We start from the raw sequence: 14,734 nt of genomic DNA on the forward strand, positions 1-14,734 counted from the left end.
GTGTTATGAATGATCAGTGAATGCTGGCGACCATCGTTGGCTCTGCCGTCTGAGTTTGTAGGTAGTTTGGTAAACCCATCAAGTCAATTAAGCGTAGCTGTTTTTCTAGCCAGTGTGTGTGGTCTTTTTCGGTATCTTCTAATTGGCTGACCAACATATCACGAGTCACATAGTCTTGCTCACTCTCACACAGGGCAATCCCTTTCTTTAAGTGTTCTTGTACTGCATATTCTAAGTCAAGATCACTTTTAAGCATTGATGGGACATCTGATCCGATGTTGATTTCAGCAACTTGCATGTTTGGCGTGCCACCTAGCATGATGATGCGATTGATGATGAGTCGTGCGTGCAGTGTCTCATCTTCCATCTCGTGATAGATGCGATCATGCAACTTACCAAGCTCCCATTCAGCATACATTTGTGAATGGATAAAATATTGGTCGCGAGCACCAAGCTCACCAGCCAACAGGAAATTTAGATAATCGATGACTTTTTGAGATGATTTCATGAAAACTCCTGATCAAAAAATGCGTGTCTTCACGCTGTATTCAATGGATGGCATACTAACACAAAAATGACAAAATTCACGCCAAGTTTTGTATGATTAGTGAACTGATAACGGAGTGCAATCTGCGAATGGATATTAAATTTAACAAGTTTTTAGATTAAAAAAAGTCACGAAAAATCATGAAGGTGGTAGCGGCGGCTGATATTAACTGATTGATTATATTAGAAAAATAAAGGCAATTATTCATGTCAATAAGTGACGATCATCAAACGCCCTGATGGGTATTCATGACACAAAAAAGCCAACCCTGATGACTGATGGGTATGTATTCTACATGGATTTTTTAGAAATAATATGGTAACAATAAAATGATCAATATTCATCGATTTGGCTAACTTGCCATCGCATCAATCGCCACAAAATTGGCTTGATGTTCATCAATCAAGTCTTGCACCATGGGTAGGCAACATCCACAGCAAGTACCGACAGACAGGCTGTCTTGTAGACCTTTTATGCCATTGATGCCTTGTTGTAAGGCTGTTTTGATTTGAGTATCTTTCACATCATGACAGATACATACATACATCGCTTCCTCTCCGCTACAAATGATTGCCACCATACCATCAAGTCGCACTCGCCTGATGATGAATACTTTTTTTTGGCACTACTATAACAGGAAGAATTCTTATTTTCAATATTTTTTAAGAATTTCTCTTATTCATGCCTGATGAAAACAAAAAAACTCAAAACATGTCAGTATGGCTTTTGTTGTCATATTTATGATGTGAAAACTTGGTTGAGTTATGGCATAATACAAAAAATGTCAAATCTAAAAAAAGGAATGGGTATGATCAGTGTGTTTGACTTATTTAAAATAGGCATTGGGCCATCAAGCTCGCATACGGTGGGTCCAATGGTGGCAGCAAATCGATTTTTGACATTGCTTGATGGAAAAATCAGCCATGTAAAGAGGGTTCGAATTGATTTGTATGGCTCATTATCAGCAACTGGCAAAGGACATGCGACAGATACAGCAATCATTTTAGGCTTGCTGGGTCATGTGCCACGCACCATTGACACAACCAAAACACAAGACTACCTACGACCCGTGCTTGAAGATGGCGACATGCAGTTGGCGGGTGTGCAAGCCATTGATTTTAATCATGATCGTGATATTGTTTGGTATGATGAGGTAACCTTACCCTACCATCCTAATGGCATGACTTTGACCGCCTTATTTGATGATGGTGAGTGCGTCAGTCAGACTTATTATTCTGTGGGTGGTGGATTTGTGCTGGATAATGATGAAATTCATCAAGAGCAAGCATTTGATGACCAGCAAAATTTCCCCCATCCTTTTAACTTTGCCTCTGAACTGTCTGCCATCTGTGCAGCCAAGGGGTTAAATATCGCTGAGTTGATGCTCATCAATGAGACGGCAATCCGATCGGAAGAAGAGGTGAGAAGCTATCTGACCGAAATATGGGAGGTGATGCAAGCTTGTGTCAATCAAGGCTGCCAAACAGATGGGGTTTTACCTGGTGGTCTGAATGTGAAACGCCGTGCCAAAACTTTGTACGACCAGCTTTCTAAAGAATATGGTCAGCCTTCTGATGGAGGACTTTTGGCGATGGATTGGGTGGATTTGTATGCCCTGGCAGTCAATGAAGAAAATGCCGCTGGCGGTAAAGTAGTTACCGCACCCACCAATGGTGCTGCTGGCATCATTCCTGCAGTGTTGCATTATTATCGTGGGTTCATTTCTTCGTTCAGCTATCAAGGCGTGCGTGAATTTTTGTTGGTGGCAGGGGCGATAGGTGCCTTGATTAAACAAAACGCATCCATCTCTGGTGCGGAGGTTGGTTGTCAAGGTGAGGTCGGCTCCGCTTGTGCAATGGCAGCAGCTGGCTTGGCTCATGTCATGGGTGGTAGTGTTGCACAGTGTCTTAACGCTGCTGAAATCGGACTTGAACACAATCTGGGGCTAACTTGCGATCCGATTGCAGGATTGGTACAAGTGCCTTGCATTGAAAGAAATGCAATGGCCGCCATTAAGGCAATTAATGCAGCACGCCTTGCTCTGCGTGGCGATGGCTCTCATCATGTGTCTTTGGACAAGGCAATTTTGACGATGAAAGAAACAGGGCGTGATATGATGGATAAATATAAAGAAACTGCTCGTGGTGGTCTTGCCATCTATGCGGATAATCGCATTCCGACAGCCAGCGTGGGTGTGGCGGTCGGATTTAGTCAATGCTGATTGTCAATCTTGAGTACGACTGGGTCTTTCACCAAGCGTTACCGTCAGCGTGAGTGGCTTGCCGTCTCTTAAAATACCTGCTTTGAGTCTAGTATTAGGGGTGTGTTTGGCAATGATGCCTGTTAGAGTATTTGCATTGCTGATCGACATGTCATCAAGACTGGTGATGATGTCTCCTGCTTTCATTCCTGCTTGTTCGGCAGGCGTGTTTTTCCATACCTGCGTAACCAAAACGCCTTGGCTTGGTTCCAAACTTACAGGGTCGTCTGCCATCTGTGCAATGCCAACACCCAACCAGCCACGACTGACTTTACCATGTGTGATGAGTGCGTTCATGACTTGTTCAATGATGCTTGTTGGAATGGCAAAGCCAATGCCCATAGAGCCACCAGAGCGTGAATAAATGACGGTATTGATGCCGATCAGATCACCGTTAGCGTCCACAAGTGCCCCGCCTGAATTACCAGGGTTGATGGCGGCATCTGTCTGAATGAAATCTTCAAAGCTACTTACGCCAAGTCCTGTACGCCCTGTTGCTGAGATGATGCCTTGTGTGACAGTCTGACCAACACCAAAAGGATTGCCAATCGCCAATGCCACATCGCCAACATTGATTGGCTGACTACGAAAAGTCAGTGGTTCAAGATCGTGTAAGTCCACCTTAATCACTGCCAAATCGCTGTCTTCATCACTACCGATGATTTTAGCATGAGTCTTTCTACCATCATTGAGTGCGACAATGATGTCATCAGCTTGACTGACGACATGCGCATTGGTTACGATATAGCCGTCTTTTGAAACGATGACACCAGAGCCAAGATTGGCACCCTGCTGTGCGTTTTGTCGACCATAGTAACGCTCAAAAAGCTCATTAAGCACAGGATCGTTCATATAAGGATGCTTGATGGTCTGGGTAGTATAAATATTCACAACGGATTTGGCGGCATGACTGACCGCATCTTTATATGAACTGACTGCTGGCGTGGAAAGCCTGTTGGCATCGGCGGTGGGTGGCACCCATGTTTTTTGACCTGTCATGGAGGGGGTGAGAGTTGTATTATTGGGTGTGTGATAAAGGAATGTCCAGCATAGCACTGCTACCAACATCATGGTAATGATCCAAGGTAAGATGATCCAAAAGCTGATGCCTTGCTGTTTTTTTGTGCTGATTTTGGTCAGTTTATTCATATCAATTCCTTAAAAAATAGCCCAAACAGTCATTAAATGGTTGTTCATTGAGGATATGATAGAAGACAAATATTGGGGTAATTTTACTAGGATAAAGGTATTTTTAGTAATTTTATGATGAAGTATGAATAACCACTACCAAAATTTGCATGATTTTATATAAGTTTGCACAATCATCAAAAAATCGCTAAAATGAAATGAATCAGCAAATAATCAACAGTGGAGTAACTCATGACTGCCATTTCTGCCAAAGACTTGTCAAGGTTTTGTGATGACTATCTGAATTCAAAAGAATTTGATGACTATTGCCCCAATGGGCTACAAGTCGATGCAGACACACCCATCACCAAAATCATCACAGGTGTTACGGCGTGTCAGGCATTGATTGATGCTGCGATTGCCCAACACGCCCAAGCCATCGTGGTTCATCATGGTTATTTTTGGAAAGGAGAGCCTGCACCTTTGATTGGCATGAAAGGCAAACGCATTCGCACTCTCATGCAGTCAGGCATCTCACTCATCGCTTATCACCTACCATTAGATGCTCACCCTAAGATTGGCAATAACGCCTTACTTGCCAAAGCACTGGACTTGAACATCACTGGTGCGTTGTATCCACATGAAAAACATCCTGTTGGCAACATTGCCACATGCCCACCCATCAGTCCTGATGATTTTGCCAATAAAATTAAGGAGAGATTAGGACGCTCTGCATTACATATTTGTAGTGGCAAGCAGACTTTGAGTAAGATTGGTCTTTGTTCGGGTGGTGCTCAAGACATGATTGAACAAGCTGCCAAGATGGGTTGTGATGCTTTCATCTCTGGGGAGATTTCAGAACGCACCACACACAGTGCCAGAGAACTTGGGTTGGATTATTTTGCTGCAGGTCATCACGCTACAGAAAGGTATGGCGTGCAGGCTTTGGGTGAGATCATTGCTCAACAATTTGGCATTAAAGCACAATTTGTAGACATTGATAACCCTGCTTAATCAAAATCTCATAAACAAAAAAAGCCATACCATCTTTATTGTATGGCTTTTTTATGTTGTTATTGATTGGGTACAGTTAGGGTTTGACCGATACGCAGACTGGCATTATTGTCAATGTCATTCATCTTGGCCAGCTCATCAACACTCACGCCATAGCGACGAGCCAAGGAGATGAGATTGTCTCCTGATCTGACACGATAAGTTGTTGTCAGCTTTGGTACTTTAATGCTCTGACCTTGACGAAGTTGAGTGTTTGCGGCAAGTCCGTTAAGTTTTGCAAGATCAGATACGGACATGTCATATTTCTTAGCAAGTCGTGTCAAATTGTCGCCATTTTGAATGGTGTAACTCTCTGTTTTGCTTGAAGCGTTTGAGTTGTTGGAAGTGGGCTTGGAAACCTCTTTTGTTGGTTGCGATGAGTTTGTGGCAGCAGGAATGGTGATCGTCTTGCCCAATATTAAAGTTGAGGTGCGAGTAAGATTGTTTGCTGCTGCCAGTTCGTCAATGCTGATGTTGTGTATGGACGCAACCGAAGTTAGGCTATCACCTGATTTGACGGTGTATTTTATGGGCTGGTTATTCAGTTTGCGACTGACGGTGGTTTTGGTCGCTGGCACTTTGATGCTCTGCCCTGCAATCAGACGAAAATTGCTGGAAAAATCGTTCAGTGTGGCAATGTCATTACTGCCAACCCCCAAAGAATTAGCAATGCCTATCAAAGTATCGCCTGCTTTGACGGTATAGTTTGAAACATTGGTGTTTGATGCACCATCATTGCGATTACGCTGTGTATTCTCCTTGCGTACAGGAGCTTTATTGGAGTTGGCAGTCTCTGATTTGGCTGGCACTTTAATACTTTGACCGATGAATAACCCTTGTGTTGGTTCAAGGTCATTTAAGGCTGCCAATTCTTGTACGCTCATCTCATATTGACGAGCCAGTAGGTTGAGACTCTCCCCTGCTTGCACTTTATGCGTCATGGTTTTGATGGCAGGCGTGGTAGCTTGCACAGCTTTTGGTTTGATTTTATTGGGGACGAGCCATAAGTTTTGACCGACTTGAACATGGGCATTGGTGGTTAAGTTATTGTAGCTTGCCAGCTGACTGATACTAAGGTTGTTTGTTGCAGCTATACCTATCAAAGTATCGCCTGCTTTGACGGTGTAGCGTTCGGCAGGTGCTGTTTTACGCTGGGTCGTTCTTTGGGGTGATGACGGCTTAGATTGAATTGGTTGAGTGGGTGGTGTGGCCGTCGAAGTGGTCGGTTTGGCGGCGTCATTTGTGTTTGTGTCAGACTGATGATTGCTGACTGTTGTATTGGGTGCGTTGACTTTTTTGGGTGTCGAGGGTGCAGAATAACTTAAAGTCTTGGTTTGTCCACGAGATTCTAAGACTGAGCTGGCAGTCTGTATGGCATCAAGCTGAATATTGCCATCCTTTGGATTGACTGGTTGCACGGCTTCATTGGTGCTTGATTGTATTTGAGCGGCGATGAAGTTACGCTCTTCTTGTGTGATGGCAGGTTCTTGCACGACGGTATTGTATGGCGTGATCTGTGCGATTGTCGTTGGTAATGTGTTGGACTGCATCAACTCTCTTTGTGAGCTGGTGTTTGTCTGAGTGCCTGTTTTTGGCAATACATATTGCGTGGTCTGTGCTGGTGCTGTTGCGATAGAATCACTAGCATATCCATGACCTGTGATGGCAGAGATTTTTTTATCGATTGATGTGCTTAGGCTGTCAGGAATGACGATGCGATTTGGACCAGCAACATCAACAACAAAATTGGTCAATGCAGGATTTAAAAGACGCAATTCATCAAAAGGCACACCTGTGATGGCAGACACCTCTTGAAGACTCACTCCATAATTGACAGGCACCGTTCTAAAATGTGAGTGATTGGCAATCGGTGGCAATCTGACACCATAGATTGATGGTGAAGCAACGATTTGCGACACAGCAATGAATCTGGGTACATAGTTCATCGTTTCAGCAGGTAATTTTAGGGACCAATAATCGGTCGGTAGTCCTGCTGCCTGATTTGCCTTGATGGCACGAGAAATGCGACCTGGACCTGCATTGTATGCTGCCAAAGCCAGTTCCCAAGAGCCGAATTGATTATAAAGACTGGTCAAAAAATCATAAGCAGCCCTAGTTGACTCAATGACATCACGGCGACCGTCATAGTTGACGCTTTGATTTAAGCCATAAATACGCCCTGTGCTTGGAATGAATTGCCAAAGACCAGCGGCGGCGGCGTTTGAAGTTGCTGATGGGTCGTAAGAGCTTTCAATGATGGGCAATAAGGCAAGCTCCGTGGGAATGCCTCTTCTTTCGGCTTCCGTTACTGTGTGGTGCAAATAGCGAGAAGCACGAGCGGTTAGGCGATCAAGATAACTTTGGCGACTATAAAACCAAGATTTTTGTGCTTCGATGCGTGCATTATAAGTATCGCCCATGCGATAACCACGACGAATTCTGTCCCATAAATCGCCATAGCGTTGAACGGTTAAGGCATCGCCTTCCACCATACTCATGTCGGTTGCTTGTAATAAGCTTTCTAATTCATCAAGCACCGCTTCGTCCAAAACGCCAGCATAGCCAGCATTCGCATTAAAAGACTGAGTAGCTGGGAGTGTTGGCTGTGTGTTTGTCGTATGTGTATTGGGCAGGTTGGTTGTGGTCGGTGTCAAAGTAGGCGTGGTGCTTGTCGTACTACACGCAGCTAAAAAATATGCCGACATTGCCAAGGCAAGAGGTTTCATCAGTTTAAGATTGGCAGTGTTTGTTGAGTGCCATTTAGTATTTATTGTATCATTGATGGTGGGAGATGAATGTGGCATGATAAAACCTTTTATGTACTCATTAAAAATAAAAAAATAAATTCATGACCGAGACAGATGAGTGGGTCATGATGGCATGAATGATGGCTTATAATGCATGATTTTTTAAGGATTATCAACCAAAAATGTCGATTCGCTTAAAAAGCCATCGGTCATGTCGCTATCAAAAGAACACAACCGATGACAAACAGTTGATTAAAATCGTTGATGGCATCCATCAATTAATGCTTACCTGTGCTGATGAACGCAACAAGACCGTGTTGTTGTCAGAATCGGCCAAAGTAACCTTTGAGATGGTTATAAGCTTGACAGGTCTGCTGTCTTGATACCAGGTCTCTGTTGTGCTGACTTGAGCTCTTGCTTGATTGCCCACAATAACGACATCACTGATTTGAATGTCATAGCGGTAATCTTTTGCTTTACCCCAATTCTTTTGTAGATATTGCAAGTAGGCGTTTTTACTCAGATCGGCAGAGTTGCCATTTCTGGTCATCTTAATGATGGCATCATCAGCAATCAGTCGAGAAACTTGACCGATGTTTTGACCATTCGCGGCTTTTTTCATGGCAGCTGCATAATTTTGTACAGATGACTCACTGATGGCATGGGCAGGCATGGCAACACATGCCAAGGACAAAGCCGATGCCATGGGGTACACCCACCGTCTGGCAGTCAATTTGCTAAGCACACCAATGGTTGTTGCCAGAGTACTTGCCAGAAGGGTTTTTTTAATGAGGTTGTTGGTATTTTTTTGAATCATTATGGTCGTCCTTTGTTAATCCAACGCCTAGCTGATGCTAGGTTGTCTTAAATTTGTCGCAGGCACTGATGATATTAAGTACGCACACCGTTCATGAAATTAGCATAACAAAGCAAATTTAAACAATCGTGGCTAAATGTAACAAATCGTTGCAGTTTTGGGCAAATCATGTACCCCCCTCACCGTTGCTTAATGCCATTCTTTATCGGTCTTTTGGTCTGTTTTTTAGATTGAACCGCTGATGACAAGTAAGATGTTTAAGACTCTATCTGTTCTAGTTTGGCACCAATGCGATTCATGCGTCGATCCATCAATTGCCTAGCCAGTGCTTGCATGTCATCAACACGGTCAAACTCATCAACAATCTCCAAACCAAGCAAGGTTTCAAGCACATCTTCTAAGCTGACCAGCCCCTTGACTTCACCAAACTCACCCACTGCCAGGGCAATGTGAATGCGCTGTTTTAGCATCATATCAAGCAAGTCAAACAACTTCATTTTGGCGAATACAAAAGGGATTTCTCGGCGAAATTTGCTCAGCGGTATGTGAATTTCTTGATTTGCCTTAGCAATCAATAAGTCAGATTTTAATACGAAGCCTGTCGCATGATCCAAGTCTTCATCAAAAATTGGAAAGCGAGAAAACGGCAATTTGGGCAAATTAGCAAACACATCGCCTACTGTCATCTTTTCATCAAAAGCCATCATCACCGAACGAGGTGTTACGATGTCTTCAACATTAATCATGCTAAGTGCCAGAGAATTTTTGATGATGCGTGTTTCAAGCTCACTCATCTGACCTAAGCTCTCACCTTGATTGGCAAGTGCGATGAATTCATGACGACTAAAAGTAGCTTGGGTATTGCCCCGAGTTAGCAGGCGAGAGATTTTTTCAGCAACCCAAACAATTGGCATGAGTGCAATATTGATGAATCGCACATAGTATGCAACAGGCATGGCAAAGCGTCGCCAATAAGTGGTGCCAAGTGTTTTTGGAATGATTTCTGTACCAATCAAAATTACCAGCGTCATCACCGCACTAAATACCCCAAACCACGCACTACCAAAGACAATCGTCGCTTGTGCTCCTGCGCCCAGTGAGCCTAGCGTGTGGGCGATGGTGTTGAGTGTCAAAATGGACGAGATGGATTTTTCAATGTTATTGATCTTAACATCTTCTAGCAACATCGCTGCTTTTGGATCGTCTTCTTTGAGAGTGTCTACATAAGAAGGAGTCATTGTCAACAAGGTAGCTTCTGACACCGAACAAATGAAAGAGAAAACTAACGATAAAGAGATGAAAAAAATCAGTAAGGCAATATTGGTTGCTGTTGGCGGTGCGTTGCTGGCTAAAGCAGAAGCAGAAAACAAAAACAACCAAAAAAAAGTAATAATCTGAATGAATTTTGTTCGGTGGCGGAACATATAAGATAAAATCATCAATGAAGGACTTGCTATATTAAGGCAAAATAATCAATACTGCAAGCATTCAATGTGAGATTTACTCACCAAACATAAAAAACATGCTTGTTAAAAATGAAATTGCATGGCGGTTCGGCGTAATTTTATGGTATGATATGCGTTATTTTTGCCTTTGGCATGCGTTTTTAAACTTAGAAGGAGTTTTTTATGTTGGAGTTATTCATTTCAAGTGCACACGCCAATAATGCTGCTGTGGCACAGCCAAATGCGTTTTTGCAAATCTTGCCGATGATTGCCATTTTTGCAATCTTTTACTTTTTAGTCATTCGTCCACAATCAAAGCAAAGAAAACAACACCGTGCCATGGTAGATGGTTTGGCGGTTGGCAATGAAGTGCTGTTCGCTGGCGGCTTAATGGGAAAAATCACTAAGATTGATGGAGAGTATGCCACAGTTGCCCTAAATCCAACAAACTCAATCAAAATCCAGCGTACAAGCGTCATCAGCGTTTTGCCTACTGGTACGATTGATCATATTTAATGAACCATCAAACCTACTTTGGTAGGTTTGTTTTTTTATTTTTGCACAAACATCAAAAGCTGGCATTTGCATGGCAAGTTTTTGATGCCAGTTTTGTGCCCAACCATAAGAATAACCTATGCAATACCCTGCCTGGAAATACATACTCATCGCTGTGGTGTTGGTCATCTCTGGCTTGTATGCCCTACCTAATCTCTATCCAGACGAACCTGCGGTACAGATCACAGGGGCATCAGCTGGGGTACAAATGACCGAAGATGTCTTAACACAATCAGAGGCTCTGCTGGATCAAGCAGGACTGTCGCATCATGATGGCAGCTTTGCCAATAACAGTGCTTTGGTACGCCTAAAAACCGCTGAAGATCAATTAAAAGCTCAAGAAGTACTTCGTCGTGAGCTTGGCGACAATTATGTCGTGGCATTAAACTTGGCTCAAACCACACCTGAATGGCTAAGAAATATCGGTGCTAAGCCAATGAAGCTAGGTCTTGATTTGCGTGGTGGTGTGCGATTTGTTCTTGAAGTGGATATGGCAAAAGCCTTAGAGCAAAGACTATCGACCGCCAGCCAAGATGTTCGCCGTAGCTTGCGTACTGAAAAAATCGCCATGAAAAGCTTACGCATTACTGATCATGGCATGATGCTTATTTTTGACGGTGATGATACTCGTCGCCGCGCCCAAACCATCTTGCAATCAAGCATGATGAATGATTTTGTTATGCGTCCTTTGGCAGATGTTGAAGGTGCTGCACTGGAGATGACCTATACAGAGGCAAAGCTTAATGAGATTAAGCAGTACGCTGTCGGTCAAAACTTAACAACTTTGCGTAATCGTATCAACGAACTGGGCGTGGCAGAAGCACTGGTCCAATCCCAAGGCGATAATCGCATTGTTGTTGAGTTACCTGGCGTGCAGGATACTGCTGAAGCTAAAAGAGTGCTTGGGCGTACCGCCAACCTTGAATTTCGCATGGTAAGTGATGATGCTGATGGCTTTACTGGTGGCATTGCCCCTGCTGGTACAGAGGCCTACCCTTTTGGCGACCTAAATGGTCCACCGATTTTATTAAATCGCCAAGCCATTGTAACAGGCGAAAAGGTTCAAGGCGCTCAAGCAGGTCTTGATGAGAATGGTCGCCCACAAGTCGCCATCAATCTGGATGCCGCAGGCGGTCGTCTTATGCAAAATGCGACTCGCACAAGTGTTGGCAAACAGATGGCCGTACTGTTTATTGAAAATAAGCAACGCATCAGCTATGAAACAGATGCTGAAACAGGCGAAACCAAGGAAGTGCGTACACCATATGCTGAAACCCGTGTCATTAATCGCGCCAACATCAATGCCGTCTTAAGGTCATCATTTGTCATCACAGGCTTAGATTCAATCGCTGAGGCAGATGAGCTTGCTCTGTTGCTTCGCTCAGGGGCTTTGGCGGCACCGATGTATTTTGTTGAAGAACGAACCATCGGTCCATCACTTGGTCAGGATAATATTGACAAGGGTGTAATGGCATCACAGATTGGTTATCTGCTGGTATTTTTATGGATGATTGTTTTTTATCGTGCCTGTGGTGTGATTGCCAACATTGCACTTGCCCTAAACATCGTCATGCTTGCAGCCATCATGTCTATTTTAGGCTCATCTTTAACTCTGCCTGGCATTGCGGGGATTGTCCTAACCATGGGCATGGCAGTGGATGCCAATGTGTTAATTTTTGAGCGTATCCGGGAAGAGATAGATGCTGGTTCAAGACCCAAATCTGCGATTGTGGCTGGTTTTGATCGTGCATTTAGTTCCATTTTTGATGGTAACATCACAACTTTGCTGGTGGCGTTCATTTTATTTGCTGTTGGCACAGGCCCAATCAAAGGCTTTGCGGTAACACTTGCCATCGGTATTGTTACTTCGCTGTTTACCGCCATCATTGTTACTCGTGCCCTCATGCAACTTTGGTATGGCTATCGTAAAAACTTAACAAAAATAAGCATTGGTTAGGAGGCTGTGATGACTGATGAAAATAATCCGATCGAACAGTCATTAAATGACAAAGAGAATCGTCGTCGTCGTGGACCTCGCCGTGATGGTAAAGGCAATAATGCACGAGCCAATGAGCAGGCACTTGGCGATAAAGACATCATTCGTACTGATGAAGCTACCGAAAAAGCAGGTGGAGCAAAGCTCATTGGCAATCGTCGCATTTTGCCTTTTATGAAGCTTGAGCTGCCCATGATGGCATTTTCCATCATTTTGGTGATTGCCAGCATTGTTGCCATTGCGGTTAAAGGGCTGAATCTTGGTCTTGATTTTACTGGCGGTGTGTCAGCAGGCGTTCATTATGAGCAGCCTGTTGAACAAGCCCAAGTTGTCTCTGCTTTATCAGAAAAAGGCTTTGATGATGCTGTCGTGCAATATCTTGGTACGCGTAGCGAACTGCTTATCCGACTACCCCCTCAAGATACGAAAGATCCAGAAGGACTAAGCCAAGAGCTGACAAATGCTTTAAATCTAAGCGCCAATCCTGCCAGCGTGGATAATATCAGCATCATCGGCAGCCAAGTTGGTCAAGAAATATATCTGGATGCCATATTGGCACTTGGTTTGGCATTGGCGATCATGATGATTTATGTGTCAATCCGTTTCCAGTTTAAATTGGCACTTGGTGCGGTAATTGCACTGTTTCATGATGTGATTGTCGTATGTGGGCTGTTTGCCATTTTTGGCTGGCCTTTTGACTTGACTGTCTTAGCGGCTGTACTTGCCTTAATTGGTTATTCGGTGAATGACACCATCGTGGTCTATGACCGTATCCGTGAGAACTTTCGTCGTGTGCGTGGCCTGACCCCTTATCAGGTGGTGGATTTGTCCTTGACTGAGACTTTGCGACGCACCATCATGACATCGGGTACGGTCTTTGTGGTGGTGATTGCACTATTATTCTTAGGTGGTGAGAGCCTGTACTGGTTTGCACTGGCCCAATTTATCGGTACGATTGCAGGTACTTATTCATCAATGTACATCGCAAGCTCAATACCTTTACGCTTGGGGCTGTCAAGAGAAGACTTTGTGGTTCAAGTCAAGCCTGAGTTTACAGAAGAGGTGGTGGTATTTGCTGATCCTGAGATTCAAAACGCCAAAGACTAAGTCAGTATGATACAAGACATCTTCATGTCATAATGGAGATGTCTTTTTTATTATGCGTGATGAATGTATTGACATTACTGTTCTTGACTTTTTTAACTTTCAGGATTGTGGCATGATGTGATACGCCATCAACATTCATATTATTTGGTCATGATGATCCTATGATACACCCAATCAATCAATTTTTTCAGCGTCTTTCCCCAACAGTACAAGGCTATCTATTGGTTCTGTTCACCATGTGTGTGTGGGGAAGTTTTAGTTTATTATCCAGAGTAACGGTGCAGTGGCAGGTGGCGATTTGGGATGTGATGGCCATGCGCTTTGGTTTTGCCGCCTTGATTTTGTTACCGTTATTGTGGAGAAAAAAAGACTGGCGTTTTTTGTTCAGCTTACGCATCATATTACTTGCAATGGTTGGCGGCGTTGGCTATAGTTGCTTGGTCTATACAGGATTTGCATTAGCACCCGTTGTGCATGGTGCGGTGTTTTTAAATGGCATGATTCCTGTTGCAACCGCCCTACTGATTTGGCTGTTTTTTGGCAGTCGTCCTGATGCGGATACTAAGATTTCTTTATGGATAATCATTTTGACTGTACTGATGATGACTGGCATGATTTTGATGGGGGCTTATACATTCAATCTTGGTGATGTGATTTTTTTGGCATGTGCGTTTTGTTGGTCTGGATTTGGCATTTTAATCAAACACTGGCAACTGACACCTTGGCAGACACTATGTGGGACGGTGATGTGGTCTGCGATGATTTATTTGCCAATTTATACGCAGTTCATCGGTTTTTCATCACCCAATGCCAGCTTGGTACATTTGATGATTCAGGGGTTGTTTCATGGTGTTTTGGTGATGATTGTCGCAACCATTACTTATGCCATGGCGGTGGTCAGACTGGGTGCATTCATGGCAGGAGGCTTATCATCATTAGCCCCATTCATTGCCGCCATCATTGCCGTGCCACTTTTGGGCGAGACATTAAATGCAGTCATGGCACTGGGACTTATTGGTATGGGGTTGGGGACGGTGCAGCCTTGGCGGTGGCTTAGAAAAAACAGGCATTGACATTGC

At 43.8% G+C, this 14,734-nt stretch carries 13 protein-coding genes; 7 read left to right on the top strand and 6 right to left on the bottom strand.

Annotated elements, in window-relative coordinates; genetic code table 11:
- Positions 1-13 precede the first annotated feature (13 nt).
- Positions 14-508, bottom strand: a complete 495-nt coding sequence (bfr, locus tag M2R47_RS00865; RefSeq protein ID WP_249097610.1) for a bacterioferritin — start codon at positions 506-508, stop codon at positions 14-16.
- 391 nt (positions 509-899) lie between these two features.
- A complete protein-coding gene (locus tag M2R47_RS00870; protein ID WP_418001165.1) occupies positions 900-1,142 on the bottom strand; it encodes a (2Fe-2S)-binding protein in 243 nt (80 codons plus the stop codon).
- A gap of 213 nt (positions 1,143-1,355) precedes the next feature.
- Between M2R47_RS00870 and M2R47_RS00875 the strand changes: the two genes are divergently transcribed.
- Entirely contained in the window at positions 1,356-2,768 is a 1,413-nt protein-coding gene (locus M2R47_RS00875) for an L-serine ammonia-lyase (protein WP_249097612.1), read from the top strand.
- Positions 2,769-2,771: 3 nt separating this feature from the next.
- On the opposite strand, the gene M2R47_RS00880 is transcribed toward M2R47_RS00875, so the two are convergent.
- Entirely contained in the window at positions 2,772-3,956 is a 1,185-nt protein-coding gene (locus M2R47_RS00880; RefSeq protein ID WP_249097614.1) for a S1C family serine protease, read from the bottom strand.
- Positions 3,957-4,187: 231 nt separating this feature from the next.
- Here M2R47_RS00880 and M2R47_RS00885 point away from each other — a divergent pair, with 231 nt between their 5' ends.
- Positions 4,188-4,949 (top strand): Nif3-like dinuclear metal center hexameric protein, encoded by a 762-nt coding sequence (locus tag M2R47_RS00885; RefSeq protein WP_249097616.1) that lies wholly within the window; start codon positions 4,188-4,190, stop codon positions 4,947-4,949.
- A 59-nt stretch (positions 4,950-5,008) separates the two neighbouring features.
- On the opposite strand, the gene M2R47_RS00890 is transcribed toward M2R47_RS00885, so the two are convergent.
- The 3 genes from M2R47_RS00890 to M2R47_RS00900 all read right to left on the bottom strand — a co-directional run bounded on the left by M2R47_RS00890 (position 5,009) and on the right by M2R47_RS00900 (position 9,790).
- Positions 5,009-7,792 carry a LysM peptidoglycan-binding domain-containing protein gene (locus M2R47_RS00890; RefSeq protein WP_249097618.1) on the bottom strand — a complete coding sequence of 928 codons (2,784 nt, stop codon included), beginning with the start codon at positions 7,790-7,792 and terminating at the stop codon, positions 5,009-5,011.
- A gap of 217 nt (positions 7,793-8,009) precedes the next feature.
- Complete coding sequence (locus tag M2R47_RS00895) at positions 8,010-8,552, bottom strand: hypothetical protein (protein ID WP_249097620.1); 543 nt, start codon at positions 8,550-8,552, stop codon at positions 8,010-8,012.
- 257 nt (positions 8,553-8,809) lie between these two features.
- Positions 8,810-9,790, bottom strand: a complete 981-nt coding sequence (locus tag M2R47_RS00900; RefSeq protein ID WP_335341967.1) for a CNNM domain-containing protein — start codon at positions 9,788-9,790, stop codon at positions 8,810-8,812.
- A 31-nt stretch (positions 9,791-9,821) separates the two neighbouring features.
- Here M2R47_RS00900 and M2R47_RS09565 point away from each other — a divergent pair, with 31 nt between their 5' ends.
- The 5 genes from M2R47_RS09565 to M2R47_RS00920 all read left to right on the top strand — a co-directional run bounded on the left by M2R47_RS09565 (position 9,822) and on the right by M2R47_RS00920 (position 14,728).
- Positions 9,822-9,950, top strand: a complete 129-nt coding sequence (locus M2R47_RS09565; protein WP_335341968.1) for a hypothetical protein — start codon at positions 9,822-9,824, stop codon at positions 9,948-9,950.
- Between the two features lie 233 nt (positions 9,951-10,183).
- Positions 10,184-10,513, top strand: a complete 330-nt coding sequence (yajC, locus tag M2R47_RS00905) for a preprotein translocase subunit YajC (protein WP_249097785.1) — start codon at positions 10,184-10,186, stop codon at positions 10,511-10,513.
- Positions 10,514-10,631: 118 nt separating this feature from the next.
- Positions 10,632-12,509, top strand: coding sequence for a protein translocase subunit SecD (gene secD, locus M2R47_RS00910; protein WP_249097622.1), 1,878 nt, complete (start codon positions 10,632-10,634; stop codon positions 12,507-12,509).
- 9 nt (positions 12,510-12,518) lie between these two features.
- Entirely contained in the window at positions 12,519-13,655 is a 1,137-nt protein-coding gene (gene secF / locus M2R47_RS00915; RefSeq protein WP_249097624.1) for a protein translocase subunit SecF, read from the top strand.
- 161 nt (positions 13,656-13,816) lie between these two features.
- Positions 13,817-14,728, top strand: coding sequence for a DMT family transporter (locus M2R47_RS00920; RefSeq protein ID WP_249097627.1), 912 nt, complete (start codon positions 13,817-13,819; stop codon positions 14,726-14,728).
- Positions 14,729-14,734: the final 6 nt, after the last annotated feature.

It is taken from the genome of Moraxella oculi (assembly GCF_023336735.1).
In the GTDB taxonomy this organism is placed as follows: Bacteria; Pseudomonadota; Gammaproteobacteria; order Pseudomonadales; family Moraxellaceae; genus Moraxella; species Moraxella oculi.